The organism is bacterium (assembly GCA_036524115.1).
GTDB lineage: Bacteria > JAUVQV01 > JAUVQV01 > JAUVQV01 > DATDCY01 > DATDCY01.
Map to the genome: position 1 here is coordinate 1 of DATDCY010000096.1, position 17,524 is coordinate 17,524.

Consider the following 17,524-nt stretch of genomic DNA (forward strand, 5'->3'; position numbering starts at 1 on the left):
GGGGCGGGGGCGGCGGCGCGACGGCGGCCATGTGCGGCGCCGGGGCCGCGGTCGGCTTCGGCGGCGGGGGCGGCCACGTGACCACGCCGTCCCTGAGGACCGTGGTCCCGCGGATCACCTCGTCCTCCATGTTCACGTTGATGACGCCGTCCTTCGCCGGGCAGAGCTCCTCGAGCAGGCGCAGCAGGTTCGTGGCGTACATCGTGCTCGCCTGGCGCGCCAGCCGGCTGGGCAGGTCGGTGTAGCCGATGATCGTGACGCCGTGGCGCACGACGACCTCGCCCGGCACCGTCAGCTCGCAGTTGCCGCCCTGCTCGGCGGCGAGGTCGACGATGACGCTCCCGCGCTTCATGGTCTCGACCATGCCGGCGGTGATCAGCTTCGGCGCCGGCCGTCCGGGGACGAGCGCGGTCGTGATGATGACGTCGACGTCCATCGCCTGCTTGGCGAACAGCGCGCGCTGGGCCTTCTGGTAGCCCTCGCTCATGATCTTGGCGTAGCCGCCGGTGCCGGTGCCCTCCTCCTGGTAGTCGACGGGGAGGAACTCGGCGCCCATGCTCCTGATCTGGTCGGCGACCTCGGGGCGCGTGTCGTTGGCGCGCACGATCGCGCCCAGGCCCCCGGCCGTCCCGATCGCCGCCAGCCCGGCGACGCCCGCGCCGATGACGAAGACCTTGGCCGGCGGCACCTTGCCCGCGGCCGTCATCTGGCCCGTGAAGAAGCGCCCGAAGTGGTGCGCCGCCTCGACCACCGCGCGGTAGCCGGCGATGTTCGCCATCGAACTGAGCGCGTCCAGCTTCTGGGCGCGCGAGATGCGCGGCACGCAGTCCATCGCCAGGACCGTCGCCCGGCGCGCCGCGAGGCGCTTGAGCAGCTCGGGGTTCTGCGCCGGCCAGACGAAGCTGATGAGGCACGCGCCCTCGCGCAGCAGCTCGACCGCGTCGATCTTGAGCAGGGGGTGGTGCTCCGGGGCGCGGACCTTGAGCACGATGTCGGCGGCGGCCCAGAGCGCGCGCGTGTCGGCGACGAGCTCGGCGCCCGCCTCGCGATAGGCCTCATCCGAGAAGTCGGACGCCTCGCCGGCCCCGGCCTCGACCATCACCTGGAAGCCGAGACCGATCAGCTTCGCGGCGACGCCCGGAGAGACCGCCACGCGGCGCTCCCCCGGGTGAATCTCCTTCGGTACCCCGATCTTCATCGCGACGCTCCCCTCATCTTCGTTCCCTTCCGTTGCCGCCGCGTCCGGAACGCCGGGCGTGACGAAGCGCAGAGGATGCCACCGTCATCTGTAATAATCCAGCAAATTCTTATACTTAGGCATATCAGTCAACTAAGGCGCTCGACTGATGATGAAATGTCGTTCCCGACAATCCAGTTCCGTCGCCCAGCGGAGCGAGGGCAACGGGTGGCGACGCTTTCCGAATACAGTTCCGTCGCCCAGCGCAGCGAGGGCAACGGGTGACGATGCTTTCCGAATACCGTTCCATCGCCCAGCGAAGCGAGGGCAACGGTCCCGGCACGCCCATCCGGCCTCGTCACGATGCTCCCGGATACCGTTCCGTCGCCCAGCGGAGCGAGGGCAACGGTCTCACGGGTCTCGTCCCGGCGCCTAAGCTGCCCTCGCGCGGTCATGCGGCGATTTTTCGTCCCGGCAAGGCAGGCCCAAAGCCCGCGAGGAGGCGTACTGCCGTACGCCGCACGAGCGAGGCGCGGGCCAACGCCGCCGGGGCGGAAAATACCCGCGTGAACGCCGAGGGCTACCCTGCCACGGCGGCGTCGGTGGTGCAGGAGGGGTCGGCGCCCTTCTCCGCAGCCACCAGCGCCGTCGCGAGGACCTCCTCCATCGACTCGACGAGCACGAACTTCATGCTCCGCCGGATCTTCGGCGGGAGTTCCTCGAGGTCCGGGCCGTTCTTCGCCGGAGCGATGATCGTGCGGATCCCGGCGCGGTGCGCCGCGAGGGCCTTCTCCTTGAGCCCGCCGATCGGCAGGACCCGGCCGCGCAGGGTGATCTCGCCGGTCATCGCGACCGCCTTGTTCACCGGCGTGCTCGAGAGCGCCGAGATGAGCGAGGTCGCGATCGTGACGCCCGCCGAGGGGCCGTCCTTGGGGATCGCGCCCGCCGGCACGTGGATGTGGATGTCGTGCTTCGCGTGGAAGTCGGGGTCGATGCCGAGCGCGTCGGCGCGCGAGCGCGCGTAGCTGACCGCGGCCTGCGCGGACTCCTTCATCACGTCGCCGAGCTGGCCGGTGAGCGTGAGGCCCTTGCCCCCCTTCATCAGCGTGGTCTCGACGTAGAGGATCTCCCCGCCGGTCGGCGTCCAAGCCAGCCCGGTGGCGACGCCGCACTCGCTCTTCTCCTGCTCCCCCTCGTGGAAGTAGCGGCGCGGCCCGAGGAACTGCTCGACGAGCCGCGGCGTGACCGCGAAGGGGCCGCTCTCGCCCGAGGCGACCTTGCGCGCGAGCTTGCGGCAGACCGAGGCGACCTCGCGCTCGAGGTTGCGCAGGCCGGCCTCGCGCGTGTACTGGTTGATGATCTTCAGGAACACGGCGTCCGGGACGCGCACCGCCCCGGCCGCGAGACCGTGCTCCCTGAGCTGGCGCGGCAGGATGTAGGTCCGGGCGATGTGCAGCTTCTCGTCGTCGGTGTACCCGGGGATGACGAGCACCTCCATGCGGTCCTTCAGGGGCCCGGGGATCGGGTCCATCATGTTCGCCGTCGCGATGAACAGCACCTTCGAGAGGTCGAACGGCAGCCCCAGGTAGTGGTCCGTGAAGCTGTTGTTCTGCTCGGGGTCGAGCACTTCGAGCAGGGCCGCCGATGGGTCGCCGCGGAAGTCGGCGCCGAGCTTGTCGATCTCGTCGAGCATGAAGACGGGGTTGTTCGACCCGGCGCTGTGGATCCCCTGGATGATCTTCCCGGGAAGCGCGCCGACGTAGGTGCGGCGGTGGCCGCGGATCTCGGCCTCGTCGCGCACGCCGCCGAGGCTGATGCGCGCGAACTTGCGGCCCAGCGCCCGCGCGATCGAGCGGCCGAGCGAGGTCTTGCCGACGCCCGGCGGGCCGACGAAGCAGAGGATCGGCCCCTTCATCTCCTCGCGCAGCTTGCGCACCGCGAGGTACTCGAGGATGCGGGTCTTGACCTTCTCGAGGTCGTAGTGGTCCTCGTCGAGCACCTTCTCGGCCGCCGGGATGTCGAGGACGTCGGTCGTCGCGCGGCTCCAGGGCAGCTCGACGAGCCAGTCGAGGTACGTGCGCAGCATCGAGGCTTCGGCCGCGTCCTGGTGCATGTGCGAGAGCCGGTCGAGTTGCTTGAGCGCCTGCGCGCGGACGGTCTCCGGCATTCCCGCCGCCTCGACCTTCGAGCGGTACTCGCTCATCTCGCCCGAGCGCTCGTCGGCGTCGCCGAGCTCCTTCTGGATGGCCTTGAGCTGCTCGCGCAGGTAGTACTCGCGCTGGCTCTTGTCGATCTCGCCCTTGGCGCGCGTCTGGATCTTCTCCTGCATCTCCAGGAGGTTGATCTCCTTGGCGAGCAGTTCGTTGACCCGGCGCAGGCGCGCGACGGGGTCGGCGACCTCGAGGATCTCCTGCGCGTCGTGGACCCGCAGGCCGAGGTTGGAGCCCAGCAGGTCGGCCAGGCGCCCCGGGTCGTCGAGGTTCTCGGCGACGAGCATGATGTCCGGCAGCACCGCCTTGCCCATCGCGGCGACCTTCTGCATCTGCTCCTTGACCGAGCGCACGAGCGCCTCGATCTCCAGATCCCCGGGCGCCGCCTCGTGCTCGCGCAGCCGGCGCACCTGCACCTTGAGGAACGGCTCCTCCTGGAGGACCTTCTCGATGCGGGCGCGCGCCACCCCCTGGACGAGGATCTTGATGCGCCCGTCGGGCATCTTGAGCATGCGCATGATCAGCGCCGCCGTGCCCACCGGGTAGAGCTGGTCCGGCGCCGGCTCCTCGACGGTCTGGTCGCGCTGGGTCGCGAGGAAGATCATCCGGTCCTTCGCGAGGGATTCGTCGATCGCGCTGATCGAGAGCGTCCGCGCGACGAACAGAGGAATGATCATGTAGGGGAAGACGACGATGTCCCGCACGGGCAGCACGGGCAGCTCCTTCGGGATCTTCACGACCTCTTCCTTCTTGGTGCCGCTCATCGCTCGCCCCCCCCCTCGGCGCCGGCAGTCTGCACCGGGATCACCCGGCGGCTGCCCCGCCGTTCCTCGATCTTCGGCACGCGCACCTGGAGCACGCCGTCGCGATACGTCGCGGCGGCCCGGGTGACGTCGACGGCGCGCCCGGCGAGCACCGCGCGCCGGAACGGGCCGAAGGTGCGCTCCATGCAGAGGAAGTTGACCCGGCTCGGGCCGGGCTCCTCCGCCTTGAACCCCTCGATCACGATCAGCCCCTCGCCGGCGCTGACCCCGATCTGCGAAGCGTCGAGGCCGGGCAGCTCCGCCTCGACGATCAGCTCTCCGGCGGTCTCGAAGACGTCGATCGCGGGGAACTCCGTCTCCTCGATCGCCGGGTGCTCGGGCCGCCCCGCGGCGACGGGCCGCCCCGGAAAGTCCTCGTCCTCCGGTTCCCCGGCGAACGGATCGGCGGTCGTGCGCCGGAATCCCATGACGGCCTCCCCGCCTAGGCCCGGGCCGGCCGCCGCCGGCGCAGCAGCTCGCGCAGGTAGCGGCGGAACGGCGGGCCGAGCTCGGCGTTGGCGAGCGCGAACTCCACGGTCGCCTGCAGGAAGCCGAGCTTGTCGCCGGCGTCGTAGCGGCGTCCCTCGAAGAGCACGGCGTAGAGCGGGTAGTTGCGCTCGACGGTCAGGTCGCGCAGCGCGTCGGTGAGCTGCACCTCGCCCCCGCGGCCCCGCGGGGTGACGGCGAGGGACTCGAAGATCGCCGGCGCCAGGACGTAGCGGCCGATGATGGCCAGGTCGGAGGGGGCCTTGTCCGGGGCGGGCTTCTCGACGAGCCCCCGAACGCGGAAGAGGCGCCTGCTCCCCGCCACCGGCTCGGCCTTGATCACGCCGTAGCTGGAGATCTCGGGGCCGCGCACGCGCTGGACCGCGATGACCCCGCCGACGACCTCACCCGAGGAGCGGGCCAGCCGCTCGTAGGCGTCGATCAGCTGGCGCAGGCAGGGCACGCGGCCGCTGACGATGTCGTCGCCGAGGAGGACGGCGAACGGCTCGTCGCCGACCAGGTTGCGGGCGCAGAGGATCGCGTGCCCGAGCCCCAGCGGCTCGCCTTGGCGGACGTAGGCGAAGTTGGCGAGGTTCGTGATCTTGCGGACCTCCTCGAGCAGCTTGCGGTTGCCCTTGCGGTCAAGCGCGTGCTCGAGCTCGAAGATGGTGTCGAAGTGGTCCTCGATGGCCCGCTTGCCGCGGCCGGTGACGAAGACCGCGTCGGTGATGCCGGCGAGCGCCGCCTCCTCGACCACGTACTGGATCAGGGGCTTGTCGACGAGCGCCAGCATCTCCTTCGGCGAGGCTTTCGTGGCCGGCAGGAAGCGGGTGCCGAGGCCCCCGACAGGGAACACCGCCTTGGTGACGCTCACGTCCAAGCCTCCTCGCGCTCGCAGACGTTCCGGGTGGCGGACCGGGGAGTCCCGCCGCAGCCCATCGTAGGCGGTGCGGGGGCGCACCGTCAAGCGCGCCGAATGTTTCTTGACACCCGGGGCGCGGTTGTGCAAAATTCCGACGTTTTTCCGCGGTGAATGATGATCCGGTGCCGCGCCGGGCCAGGGCAGAGCCAGGGAGGACGCACATGCAGCGAGTTTCGGGAGCACGGGGGGCGCGCACCGCGCCGGGGAGCCTCTGGTTCCTCTTTCGACTGGTTGCGGTCGTTGCGGCCGCCTGGATCATGCAACCCGGGCCGGCGGCGGCGGTCGGCCGGACGGACTGCTTCGAGTGCCACAACGGCTCGGACGGGCCGACGGTGGACGAGAAGCTCTTCGACCAGACGGTCCACGCCGACCTCGACTGCACGGAGTGCCACGCCGACGTCAAGGACGTGCCCCACGACGCGCCGCTGAAGAAGGTCGACTGCTCGCAGTGCCACGACAAGGTGCAGGCCGTCTACAACGGCAGCATCCACGGGATGGCCCAGAAGTCCGGCGTGAAGGAGGCCGCCCGCTGCCCCGACTGCCACGGCATGCACAACATCTTCTCGCCGAAGGATCAGCGCTCGACGGTCTACCCGCTGAATCTCGCCGAGACCTGCGGCGCCTGCCACAGCAACGCGGCGCTGGCGAAGAAGTACGATATCCCGGTCGCCGACCCCTACCAGAAGTACAAGCAGAGCATCCACGGCCGCGCGCTGCTGCGCTCGGGCCTGGTCGTCTCCGCCGTCTGCAACGACTGCCACGGCACGCACGACATCCTGCCGCACACCGACCCGAAGTCGCGCATCAACTACCAGAACATCCGCAAGACCTGCGGCTCGTGCCACGAGGGCGTGCTGGCGCAGTTCAACCAGAGCGTGCACGGCAAGGCGCTCGACAGCGGCGCCAAGCTCCCCACCGGCAAGGGGGCGCCGACGTGCACGGTCTGCCACCACTCGCACGAGATCGTCCGCATCACCGAGGAGGACTGGAAGCTGCACAACCTCCAGGAGTGCGGCAACTGCCACGCCGACCGCATCAACACCTACCGCGAGACCTACCACGGCCAGATCACGACCCTCGGCTACGCCAAGGTCGCCCGCTGCAGCGACTGCCACGGCTCGCACAACATCCTGCCGCCCTCCGACCCCAAGTCGATCCTCGCGCCGGGGGCGAACAAGGTCCAGACCTGCCGCAAGTGCCACCCCGGCGCCAACGAGAACTTCACGAAGTACCAGCCGCACGCGGACCACAAGGACCGCGAGAAGTACCCGATCCTCTTCTTCACCTTCTACACCATGACCGCGCTGCTCTTCGGCACCTTCGGCTTCTTCGGCCTGCACACCCTGCTCTGGCTGATCCGCTCGCTCAAGGAGAAGCACAAGGCCCCGCCGCTGCGGATCACCGAGGAGAAGATGTACTGGCGCTTCGGCTTCTACGAGCGCGCGCTGCACTTCCTGATCATCGTCAGCTTCCTCACGCTCGCGATGACCGGGCTGCCGCTGAAGTTCAGCTACACGCACTGGGCGCGGACGCTCGCCTCCTTCCTCGGCGGCTTCGAGACCGCCGGCTTCGTGCATCGGGCGATGGGCGTCGTGACCTTCACCTACTTCGCCCTGCACCTGGGCAAGATCTTCCGCAGGGTCCTCAAGGGCGAGCAGGGCATGTTCGTCGGCCCGAACTCGATGGTGCCCCAGCTCAAGGACCTCGACGACCTGATCGGGACGATCAAGTGGTTCTTCGGCGCCGGCCCGCGGCCGAAGTACGACCGCTACACCTACTGGGAGAAGTTCGACTACTGGGCGGTCTTCTGGGGCGTCGGGATGATCGGGCTCTCGGGGCTCGTGCTCTGGTTCCCGACGCTCGCCGCGAAGGCGCTGCCCGGGTGGGCCTTCAACATCGCGATGATCATCCACTCCGACGAGGCGATCCTGGCCACGGGCTTCATCTTCGCGATCCACTTCTTCAACAGCCACCTGCGGCCGGAGAAGTTCCCGATGGACTTCGTGATCTTCACCGGGCGCGTGCACCTCGACGAGCTCAAGCACGAGCGGCCGATGGAGTACGAGCGGGTGCTGGCCTCGGGCGAGCTGGAGAAGCGCATGGGGATGCACGTGCTGCCCTGGCAGTACAAGGCCGCGCGCATCTTCGGGATGACGGCGCTGACCATCGGGTTGGCGCTGCTGCTGCTGATGATCTCGGTCTGGTTCGTCCACTAGGGGCGGGCGCGGCCCGCGTCTGAGGTCGCGGCCGGTGCGGGGCGGGCGCCCCGCACCGGCCGTCTTCTTTTCCGGGATCTGCGGCCGGGCGGCGCGCCCGGCGGTGCGCTACTGGGTCTTGAGCGGCTGGGTCGCGCGGCGCCAGGCGTTGATGCCGCCGTCGAGGTTGTAGACCTGCGTGTACCCCTTCTCCTGCAGCAGTTGCACCGCCGCGAAGCTGCGGCCGCCGATCGAGCAGATGAGCAGGATCGGCGCGTCCTTCGGCAGCGAGTGGCGTCCCTCCATGATGTCGATGAACGGGATGTTCCGCGAGCCCTCGATGTAGCCCTGGGCGTACTCCTGGGGGGCGCGCACGTCGACCAGCAGCAGGTCCTTGTGATCGGCCATGAGCTTCCGCGCCTCCGCCACCGGCAGGGAAGCCTTGTCGTCGATCATCTTCTGGCTGGCCGCCGGGGCCGGGGCCTCCGCGGCGCCCGCCGCGCCCGCCGCGCCGGCCAGCAGGCAGGCTGCCAGGAGGGCTGCGCCGAGGGTTCGGTTCCTGTCGATCCTCTTCAACACGGTTCCAGTGCTCCTTTCATATCCACCCGGACCCGGCGGCCCCGCCGCGCCGCTCCCGGCGCCCGCGGGGCCTCCCCACCGTGGGCCCGCCGTCCGGGGGCGGCGGGCAATCCATAATCATGCCACGAGGGCCGTGCTTCGGCAAATGCCGTTGGAGAACCTTCGTCGCGTCCGCCGGCCCGGTCGCCGTCGGCGCTCGCCGGCTGCCCACCGCGGGCGGTCGGCCTGATATGATGCCGCGGATGTCGGTGGCAAGCGGCGATGCGCGCGCCGGCAGCCTGGATCCCGTGCGGTTGTCGCGGCGGTGGTTCTGGCTGGCCGGTTCCGCCCTCACGGCGGCCCTGGTCCTGAGGGAGCCGGGGCACTTCCTCAACCCGCAGTTCTGGGCGGAGGACGCCTCGGTCCTCTTCAACCAGTCGTGGGAGGAGGGCTTCGTCCGCTCCCTGGTCACGCCCGCGTCCGGCTACCTGTACACCTTCGGTCGGCTCGTCGCGGGGCTGGCCCTGCTCCTGCCGCTCTCGTGGGCGCCGCTGGTGTTCAACCTGGCCGCGTGCGCGGTGCAGGCGCTGCCGATCTTCTACCTGCTCAGCGGCAGGCTCGGCAGGTATCTTCCGAGCCCGCTCGCGCGCCTGGCCGCGGCGGCGATCTACGTGGCCGCGCCCAACTCGTACGAGACCTACGTCAATCTGGCCAACAGTCAGTCGAACCTCGCCCTCGCCGCCCTGCTGGTCCTCCTCGCCGATCGGCCCGCCAGCCGCCGGGTTCAAGCGGCGGAGCTCTGCCTGCTGGCCGTGTTCGGGCTGACGGGTCCGTTCGGCATCGTCCTCCTTCCGGTCGCGGCGTGGACCCTCCTCGCGGGAAGGCGTGACGGGGCGCGAGGCTGGCGGATCGCCACGGCGGCGGTCCTGGCGGCGGGGGCTGTGGTCCAGCTTCCCATCATGGCGATTTCGGGGCGCGTCGCGGCCGACGCCGGCGGCCCGGTGACGCTGTCGCAGTGGCTCCAGATCATCTCGACCCATGTCTTCTACAACTCCGTGCTCGGCATCGAAAGGATGACCGACGCACGGTGGGCGGCCGACCTGGCGGCCAACCGCGGCGCACAGCTCCTCGCAGTGGCGGTTGTCGGCGTGCTGATCGCCTTCGTCATCCGCCGGCGCCACCGCGCGCTGGGCGGCCTGCTCTACCTCGCCGGCGCGACCGTCGCGCTCTCCTTCCTCTTTCCTTCGAACGGTCTGGAACACTGGCTCGCGCCGAGTTTCGGGCCGCGCTACTATCTGTACGCGACGTTGTTCGTGCTCTATGCCACGCTCCTGCTCTGCCTGCGGGGCGGCCCGCTGCGCTGGCTCGGCGCGGCGCTGGCGGTGCCGGCGCTGACCGTCGGGATCCCCGGCGACTTTCAGTACGAGAGGCACCTCGACACGCGGTGGGCGGACCAGGTCGCGGTCTTCGAGTCCCTGCCCGGCGGCGAACGCCTGCGCATCCCCGTGCAGCCGAGCCCCCACCTGTGGTTTACGCTGCGCAAGAAGATCGGGGAGCGGCGCGCTCCGCCGCTCGCCGGGCTGCGCAGGCGTCCCGGAGAGCTCGCCCACGGTGTGAACCAGCCGGCCTTCCGGGAGCGCGGCGGGGCGCAGCACGTGCAGTTGTCCGGCTGGGTCTCGAGCACCCATGAGGACGGGAATGGGTCCCGCGTCTGGCTGGCCGTTGACGGCCGCCTCTACCCGGCGCTGCAACGGGAGTTCTGCCTTGGCCGCTCGGACGCTGGGGGCGGTCCAGACAGGCACTACCTGCAGTTTCACCAGGAGATCCCGCTCGAGGAGCTGCGACCGGGGCGCCACAGAGTCTCGGTGGCGGTGCTCGATCCGGACCGCACCGCCTACCGTTCCGGCGTGGAGAAGCAGTTCGGCATCGTCGTCGACGGCCCGAGGCTCGTCACCACGGAGGTGCGCTGAACCCGTCCCGGCCGGCGCCAGGCGCTGAAGCGCCGGCCCCGGCGAGGGCGGCTTGACAGCCGGCGCGGGAACTCTGTTCAATCGGCGGCGTCAAAGGGCGTGCAGGGGACAGGAGGAGGCGTGCTCATGCGTGTGACGCGGTCGGCGGCGCTGCTCGTCGGGCTGCTCGTGCTGGCCGGCGGCCCGGCCGCGCCCGCGGCGGCAGCCGTGTCCGCCGCGGAGAAGGTCGCGATCGACCTGGAGTCGCGCATCGTCGAGGAGACCCTGCCCAACGGCCTGCGGGTGATCGTCCTGCCGCGGCACCAGTCGCCGACGGTCTCGCTCTCCATGCAGTTCCGGGTCGGCTCGGCGCAGGAGGCCGAGGGTGCGAGCGGCCTGGCGCACCTGCTCGAGCACATGATGTTCAAGGGCACGCGCACCCTGGGCACCCGCGACTGGGCCGCCGAGCGCCCGCTGCTCGAGCGCATCGAGGGGATCGTCGGCGAGCTCGACGCCGAGAGGCGCCGCGGCGCGGCGGCGGACGCCGCGCGCGTCGCCGACCTGGAGGCGCGCCTCGCGGCGGCCCAGGCCGAGGCGCGGAAGTACGTCGTCAAGGACGAGATCGACGCGATCTACACCGAAAACGGCGAGCAGGGCTTCAATGCGAGCACGGGCGTGGATGTCACGGCCTACAAGATCAGCCTCCCCGCCAACCGGCTGCCGCTCTGGGCGCGGATCGAGTCCGAGCGGCTGCGCGAGCCGGTCATGCGCGAGTTCTATTCCGAGCGCGAGGTCGTGCGCGAGGAGCGCCGCCAGTCCTACGAGAGCGACCCCTCGCGCAAGCTCTACGAGCTGCTCTTCGCGTCGGCCTTCTTCGCGCACCCCTACCGCCGGCCGGTCATCGGCTGGGACGGGGACGTGCGGTACCTGCGCGCGCCGCAGGCCGAGCGGTTCTTCCGCACGTGGTATGCGCCGAACAACACGGTGCTCGCGGTTGTCGGCGACGTGGACCCGGCCGCGTTCCTCGCGCTCGTGCGCGCCGCCTTCGGGTCGATCCCCGCGCAGCCGCTCCCGCCCGACACGGCGACGCCCGAGCCCGAGCAGCGCGGCGAGCGCCGGGTCGCGCTGGCGGCCGACGCCCAGCCGGAGCTGCTCATCGGCTGGCACAAGCCGACGCTCCCGACGTTCGAGGACTACGTCTTCGACCTGATCGACGGCCTGCTGACCACCGGCCGCACTTCGCGGCTGTACCGGCGCCTCGTCGAGGAGACGCAGGTGGCCGTCTCCGTCTCGAGCAGCAACGGCCTGCCCGGGGGGCGCTACGACAACCTTTTCACGGTCGGCGCGACGCCGCGCGCCCCGCACACGGCCGGCGAGGTCGAGGCGGCCATCGACGCCGAGCTCGCCCGCCTCATCGCCGAGCCGGCGGCGCCCGAGGAGCTGCAGCGCGTCAAGAACCAGCTGCGCGCCGATCTCGTGCGCGGTCTGCAGTCGAACGAGGGGATGGCCGCGACCCTCGGCTACTACGCGACGGTGGCCGGCGACTGGCGGTACCTGACGACCCACCTGGACCGGCTCGAGGCGATCACGCCGGCCGACATCCAGGCGGTCGCGGCGAAGTACCTGCGCCGCGAGAACCGGACCGTCGCGGTGATCGAGACGACGCAAGCAGGGGCGGATGCGCCTGACGAAAAATAGATCTGTCCCCTTTTCGCTGCTCGTCGCCTGCGTCGCGCTCGCGCTGGGAGGCTGCGCGGGGGCGCCGGCCCCGGACGCGCTGCGCGACGACCCGCGCGCGATGCGCTTTGCGACGCTGGCGCTGGCGCCGCCGCAGCCGAAGCGCGTGGTGCTCGAGAACGGCCTCGTCGTGTTCCTGCTGCGCGACACGGAGGTGCCGCTCGTCACGGTCCAGGCGCTGGTGCGCACGGGGGGCGTGCTGGAGCCCGCCGACAAGGTCGACCTCGCGGAGCTGACCGGGCGCCTGATGCGCACCGGCGGCACCGCCGCCTTCAGCGGCCCGGAGCTGAGCCGGCGCCTCGAGTCGCTCGGGGCGTCCATCGAGACCGGCATCGGCCGGCAGTCGGGGACGGCGTCGCTCTCGGTGCTCTCGCCGGACCTCGGGGTCGGGATCGAGCTGCTCGCGGAGGTGCTGCGCCGCCCGGTCTTCGACGCGGCGGAGCTCGAACGCGCCCGCCGCCGCCGCATCGAGGAGATCCGCCGCAGCAACGACGAGCCCAACGACATCGCCTTCCGCGAGTTCCGGACGGCGGTCTACGGAGACGACCCGCGCGGCCGGCAGCCGACCCCCGAGATGACGGCGGCGATCACGCGCGACGACATCGTGGACTTCCACGCCCGGTCCTTCCGGCCCGACCGCACGATCCTCGGGATCAGCGGCCGCTTCGACGAGGAGGAGCTGCTGGCGCTGCTGCGCCGGCACTTCGGCGATTGGCAGCCGGCGGGGGGCGCGGCGCCGGTCTTCCCGGTGCCGTCGCGGCCGCCGCAGGCCGGGGTGTATCTGGCGGCGAAGAAGCTGCCGCAGGCGACGATCATCATGGGGCACCTGGCGCCGCCCAAGGACTCGCCCGACTTCTACGCCTTCTCGGTGGTCGACCACATCCTCGGCGGCTCCGGCTTCGGCTCGCGGCTGACGTCCGAGATCCGCTCGAACCGCGGGCTGGCCTACAGCGTTGGCAGCTTCTACCGCGGGGACATCGGCTACGGGGTCTTCGGGGCGTACTGCATGACCAAGAGCGCCAGCGCGCTGGAGGCCGCGCGGCTGATGCGCGGGATCATCGGGCGCGTGCGGGACGAGGGGGTCACGGCCGCCGAGCTGCGCCGGGCCAAGGACGCGATCGTGAACAACCTGATCTTCTCCGTCGACGGCACGCGCGAGGTGGTGGCGCAGCGGATGTCGTTCGAGTACGACGGCCTGCCCGCGGACTTCCTCGAGCGCTACCGCGACCGCATCGAGGCCGTGTCGCTCGAGGACGTGCGGGCCGCGGCCGCCCGCCTGCTGCACCCGGAGGCGCTCTCGGTGGTCGCCGTCGGCGAGGAGGCCGCGATCGCGCCGCTGGCAGAGCTGGGCCCGGTGACGAAGGTCACGCTGCGCCGGTACTAGCCCGGGCACTGCGCGGGCCGGTCGGTGCCGCATGGCAATGCCGGGCCCCGGCCCGGCGGCGCCTGTTCTCTTTAGTCGCGCCCTGTTGTCCTCAGGAGTCGAGAGCCTTCACCGGCTGGCGCGACAGCCCAGTCGCCGGCACCTCGGCACTTCACTGACCCGGCCGGCGACTGATGGCCGTTCACAGGCGCCCCCGGGCCGTGGCCCTGTTCACCGGTACGGCCTGGGACGGAGCGGGGGCGGGGGGCTGTCGGGCGCGCGCATTGTGGAGCGCGAGGGAACCGCAGCGGCCGGACCGGAGCGTCCCCGCCGGGGCGAAACGCATTGTTTGAGCCCCGCAGGGGCGAGTTATGCGTTTCGAGCGCAGGGCCGGACGGGCTGCGGTCGAGCGCGCAACTCAGCGCACGCCCGACAGCCCCCCGCCCCCGCGGCACGTGGACGTGTTGCGAGACGGAAGCGAACGGGCGCCCCCGGGCCGTGGCCCGGCACAGGCACGACTGCATCCGCTGCGCGGGTCGCCGGGGAGCGGATCATTTCGTCCTGGCAAGGCAGCGGGGATGGGCGCGCGGAGGCGTACTGGTGTACGCCGCGCCACCGCCACTCGCAGACTCGCGACGGCAAGGACCGCACCGCCGCCAGGGCGGAAAGAGCCCTCGCCGGCCCCCGTGCTGCATTAGGACGGGTCCTCCGGCGGCAGCAGCGTGATCGTGCTCGTGATCGGCACCGGCGCGCGCAGCGTCAGGCCGACCGAGCAGTACTTCGTCTCCGAGAGTTCCACCGCCCGCGCCACCGCCGCCGGGTCGACCCCGCGACCGCGCACCCGGTACTCGACCGAGATCCCCACGAAGCGCTTGGGCGGCTCCGTGGACAGCTCGCCGCGCACCACCAGCTCCAGGCCGGTCACGTCCTGGCGCTTCTTGCGCAGGATCGAGATCACGTCCATCCCCGTGCACCCGGCAAGCCCGAGCAGCAGCAGTTCGTTGGGCCGGACGGCGCTGTCGAGCCCGCCGCTGGACTCGCCCGTGTCCATGACCACCGCGTGGCCCGAGTCGGCCTGCCCGACGAAGCGCATGCCGCCGCAGAACGTCACCTTCGCCTCCATGTCCTTCCCCCTCCCGTTGCCGCGAGCCGATGCCGCATTGTAGCTCCCGGCCGGCCGCGCGGCCATCGGTTCCTGCCGGGGCGCCCGCCGCGGGACCGTGCCGTTTGACACGCAGGGTCATTCCCCTTGATAATCGCGCGACATCAATGCGTTTTCCCATTCTGAGGGAGGCGGAGGCTTGAGGCGACGGCTCTGGGGCGTCCTTGTGGCGGCACTCGTCGCAAGCGCGCCTCTGCCGGCGCCGGCGGTCGTCACGCACGACCTCCTGCAGGACACCCCGCGCACCCGCGATCTGCTGCGCGAGGAGACGAGCGCCTCGGCGCTGGCGCCGCGGGAGTCGGCCGCCGTCCCGAAGGCGGCGGCATCGGCGCGGGGTGATTTCGAGACCATCTGGTTCGCGCGCGAGAAGTACCTCCAGATCGGCGAGGCCGATCGCGCCGAGGAGCAGCTGGGCCTGCTCGTCGCGACCGCCGCCGAGCGCGGGGTGCGCAACCTCCCCGAGTACGGGACGGTGCTGGTGCGCGAAGCGTCCCGCCGCATGCGCACGGGGGACTGGGCCCAGGCGGCGAAGGCACTCGGGTGGGCCCGGCGCCTGGCACCCGACGAGCTGACGGTCTACACGACCGGGGCTCTCCTGGCGCTGCGGCGCAACCCGATCAACGTCGTGCCGATCATCGACGAGCTGCGGGGTGCCGCGCGCGCCATCGGCCGCAGCTTCCGGCTCCAGGTCTGGCTGCGGGAGAACCTGCTCGGGACGGCGGTCGCCGGGCTCTCGTTCTTCTTCGCCTTCTCGCTGCTCGTCGCCGCCGTCGTCGCCGCGCCGAGCCTGGTCCACGACCTGCGCGAGGCCACGGTCTTCGGCACGCCGCGGCTGCGCGCGTTCTTCGCGTGGGGGGTGCTCGCCCTGCCGGTGCTGCTCGGCCTCTCGCCCTGGTGGTGGGTCATCGTCGCCGCGCTCCTGCTGTGGCCCTATTTCCCGACGCCCGCCCGGGTGCTCGTCGTCCTCGGCGCCCTGTTCCTCCTCGCGCTGCCGGTGCTGACGCGCGAGCGGGCGGTGCTCCTCACGACCTCCGAGCGGCCGGTGCTCGGTGCGGTGGTGCAGGTCCGCGAGGGCAACTGGACGGCCGCGGACCACGCGGTGCTCAAGGCGGAGGCCGAGCGGGGGAGCGCCGGGGTCCCCACCGTGACGGCGCTCGCGCTGGCGGCGCGCCACCTTGGGAACCTCGACGACGCGGAGGCGGCCCTCCGCGCCGGGCTGCAGGTCGCGCCGGGGGACGCCTCGCTCTGGAACAACCTCGGCACCGTCGCCTTCGCGCGCCAGGACCTCGCCGGCGCCATCGCGGACTTCAGCAAGGCCGCGGAACTCGCCCCCGGGCTCTTCGCGCCGCACCGCAATCTGGCCGTCTCCTACCGTGAGAGCTTCAAGTTCGCCGAGGGCGAGGCCGAGGCCCGCCGCAGCGGCGAGCTCGACCCGGACGCCGCGGCGTTCTACGCGGGGCTGGATGCCGCGCGCGTCAAGGGCGCGACCGCCGACGCGCTGCCGGCCCTGCCGGCGCTCTGGAAGATGGCCCGGACGCGCGGCGACGAGGAGGAGGCGGCGGTCGATCACGTCTGGGGTGCGCTGATGCTCGGCGCGCCGATCCACGTCTGGCCCGCGGTGGTGATCGCGCTGGCGCTCGCGAGCGCCGGCCTCGGCTTCTGGCGGCTGCGGCGCACGCCGGCGGGGGAGTGCCAGCGCTGCGGCAAGCTCTTCTGCCCGCGCTGCCAGCCGGGCCGGCGCGGCGAGCTGTGCTCGCAGTGCCACCACATCTTCGTCAAGAAGGAGGGGGTGGACGCGCGGGTGCGGGTGCAGAAGATGGGCGAGATCAAGGCCTGGCGCCGCCGCGTGCGCGTGCGCCACCTGGTCTGCGCCGCGCTCGCACCCGGGGGCGGCCACCTCTCGGCGGGGCGCTTCCGGGCCGGCCTGCTCTTCCTGCTGCCGGCGTCCTTCCTCGAGGCGCGGCCGCTCTTCGGCGGCGGCTACCCCTCGCCCTGGAGCCTCGCCGGCCCCGCGGCGGCGTGGGCGTCCGGCGTGGGGATCGGGCTCTTCGTGGTGCTCTGGGCGCTGAGCCTCTGGCTGACCTTCCGCATGGAGGAGTAACCGGTGGCATTGGAGGGGACGTTCAGCGACTTCGGGCTGGCCGACATCCTGCAACTGGTCGGCCACCAGAAGAAGACCGGCGTGCTCACCGTGCGCGGCGAGGGCGGCCGGCTGGTGACGGTCTCGTTCGAGAAGGGCATGATCGTCTTCGCCGACGAGTTCCAGCGCACGGAGAACGAGCGCCTCGGCAACGTGCTCCTGCGCACGCGGCGCCTGAGCCAGGAGCAGCTGGCGCGGGCGATGGAGGTGCAGCAGGGCACGGGCCAGCGGCTCGGCTACGTCCTCGTCGAGCAGAAGCTGATCTCGCAGCAGGAGCTGCGCCAGGCGCTGCAGCTGCAGGTCAAGGAGAGCGTCTACCGGCTCTTCCGCTGGCAGGAGGGCAGCTACCACTTCAGCCCGGAGCCGGTCACCTTCGACCGCGAGATCTACGCCCCGGTGCCGGCCGAGCTGGTCCTCATGGAAGGCGTCCGGATGATCGACGAGTGGCCGATCCTCGAGCGCAAGATCCCGAACTTCCAGGTGGTCTTCGAGCGGGTCTCGGGCGCGCCGGCGACGCTCCCGGCGCGGCCCGGGAGGCCGGCGAAGGCGGACATCGAGGAGCTGATGGCGATCGTCGACGACGGCGAGGAGCCCGCGCCGGCCGCGGCCGCCGCGACCGCGCCCGGGGGCGAGGGGCTCGGGCAGCGGGAGAGCGCGCTGCTTGCGCTCGTGGACGGCGAGCGGACGGTCCAGGACCTGATCGACATCGGCCAGCTTGGCGAGTTCGAGACCTGCAAGGTGCTCTACGGGCTGATCTCGCTCGGGCTGGTGCGCCAGCGCGCGGTCGCGCGGACGGCCGCGGCGCCCGCCCCCGCCGGCGCC

At 71.5% G+C, this 17,524-nt stretch carries 12 protein-coding genes; 6 read left to right on the forward strand and 6 right to left on the reverse strand.

The window, feature by feature from the left end:
- The 4 genes from VI078_04525 to galU all read right to left on the reverse strand — a co-directional run.
- A partial coding sequence (locus VI078_04525; GenBank protein ID HEY5998551.1) for a Re/Si-specific NAD(P)(+) transhydrogenase subunit alpha occupies positions 1-1,198 on the reverse strand: 1,198 nt, incomplete at its 3' end.
- Between the two features lie 559 nt (positions 1,199-1,757).
- Positions 1,758-4,151 carry an endopeptidase La gene (gene lon, locus VI078_04530; protein HEY5998552.1) on the reverse strand — a complete coding sequence of 798 codons (2,394 nt, stop codon included), beginning with the start codon at positions 4,149-4,151 and terminating at the stop codon, positions 1,758-1,760.
- Positions 4,148-4,618 carry an Hsp20/alpha crystallin family protein gene (locus tag VI078_04535; GenBank protein HEY5998553.1) on the reverse strand — a complete coding sequence of 157 codons (471 nt, stop codon included), beginning with the start codon at positions 4,616-4,618 and terminating at the stop codon, positions 4,148-4,150. The genes lon and VI078_04535 overlap by 4 nt, the downstream gene beginning before the upstream one ends.
- A gap of 14 nt (positions 4,619-4,632) precedes the next feature.
- Positions 4,633-5,550 carry a UTP--glucose-1-phosphate uridylyltransferase GalU gene (gene galU / locus VI078_04540; protein ID HEY5998554.1) on the reverse strand — a complete coding sequence of 306 codons (918 nt, stop codon included), beginning with the start codon at positions 5,548-5,550 and terminating at the stop codon, positions 4,633-4,635.
- Positions 5,551-5,759: 209 nt separating this feature from the next.
- Between galU and VI078_04545 the strand changes: the two genes are divergently transcribed.
- The gene (locus tag VI078_04545) at positions 5,760-7,814 is read left to right on the forward strand and encodes a cytochrome c3 family protein (GenBank protein HEY5998555.1); all 2,055 of its coding nucleotides are present in this window, start codon (positions 5,760-5,762) and stop codon (positions 7,812-7,814) included.
- A gap of 108 nt (positions 7,815-7,922) precedes the next feature.
- Here the strand turns inward: VI078_04545 and VI078_04550 are convergent, their stop codons facing one another.
- Entirely contained in the window at positions 7,923-8,372 is a 450-nt protein-coding gene (locus tag VI078_04550) for a rhodanese-like domain-containing protein (GenBank protein ID HEY5998556.1), read from the reverse strand.
- 242 nt (positions 8,373-8,614) lie between these two features.
- Between VI078_04550 and VI078_04555 the strand changes: the two genes are divergently transcribed.
- From VI078_04555 to VI078_04565, 3 genes are all read left to right on the forward strand, one after another.
- Positions 8,615-10,321, forward strand: coding sequence for a hypothetical protein (locus tag VI078_04555; GenBank protein ID HEY5998557.1), 1,707 nt, complete (start codon positions 8,615-8,617; stop codon positions 10,319-10,321).
- Between the two features lie 126 nt (positions 10,322-10,447).
- Positions 10,448-11,998, forward strand: coding sequence for a pitrilysin family protein (locus tag VI078_04560; protein ID HEY5998558.1), 1,551 nt, complete (start codon positions 10,448-10,450; stop codon positions 11,996-11,998).
- Positions 11,979-13,421 carry a pitrilysin family protein gene (locus tag VI078_04565; protein ID HEY5998559.1) on the forward strand — a complete coding sequence of 481 codons (1,443 nt, stop codon included), beginning with the start codon at positions 11,979-11,981 and terminating at the stop codon, positions 13,419-13,421. The genes VI078_04560 and VI078_04565 overlap by 20 nt, the downstream gene beginning before the upstream one ends.
- A 673-nt stretch (positions 13,422-14,094) precedes the next feature.
- Here VI078_04565 and VI078_04570 read toward each other — a convergent pair.
- Positions 14,095-14,523 (reverse strand): OsmC family protein, encoded by a 429-nt coding sequence (locus tag VI078_04570; GenBank protein ID HEY5998560.1) that lies wholly within the window; start codon positions 14,521-14,523, stop codon positions 14,095-14,097.
- 178 nt (positions 14,524-14,701) lie between these two features.
- Between VI078_04570 and VI078_04575 the strand changes: the two genes are divergently transcribed.
- Positions 14,702-16,663: a tetratricopeptide repeat protein gene (locus VI078_04575; GenBank protein HEY5998561.1), complete on the forward strand. Its 1,962-nt coding sequence runs from the start codon at positions 14,702-14,704 to the stop codon at positions 16,661-16,663.
- Between the two features lie 3 nt (positions 16,664-16,666).
- A partial coding sequence (locus VI078_04580; protein ID HEY5998562.1) for a DUF4388 domain-containing protein occupies positions 16,667-17,524 on the forward strand: 858 nt, incomplete at its 3' end.

Bases quoted from the DNA above. Each gene is read 5' to 3' on its own strand.
- VI078_04535 (HEY5998553.1), bottom strand. From the start codon at position 4,618: ATGGGATTCCGGCGCACGACCGCCGATCCGTTCGCCGGGGAACCGGAG.
- VI078_04570 (HEY5998560.1), bottom strand. From the start codon at position 14,523: ATGGAGGCGAAGGTGACGTTCTGCGGCGGCATGCGCTTCGTCGGGCAG.
- VI078_04555 (HEY5998557.1), top strand. From the start codon at position 8,615: ATGTCGGTGGCAAGCGGCGATGCGCGCGCCGGCAGCCTGGATCCCGTG.
- lon (HEY5998552.1), bottom strand. From the start codon at position 4,151: ATGAGCGGCACCAAGAAGGAAGAGGTCGTGAAGATCCCGAAGGAGCTG.
- VI078_04545 (HEY5998555.1), top strand. From the start codon at position 5,760: ATGCAGCGAGTTTCGGGAGCACGGGGGGCGCGCACCGCGCCGGGGAGC.
- VI078_04560 (HEY5998558.1), top strand. From the start codon at position 10,448: ATGCGTGTGACGCGGTCGGCGGCGCTGCTCGTCGGGCTGCTCGTGCTG.
- VI078_04565 (HEY5998559.1), top strand. From the start codon at position 11,979: ATGCGCCTGACGAAAAATAGATCTGTCCCCTTTTCGCTGCTCGTCGCC.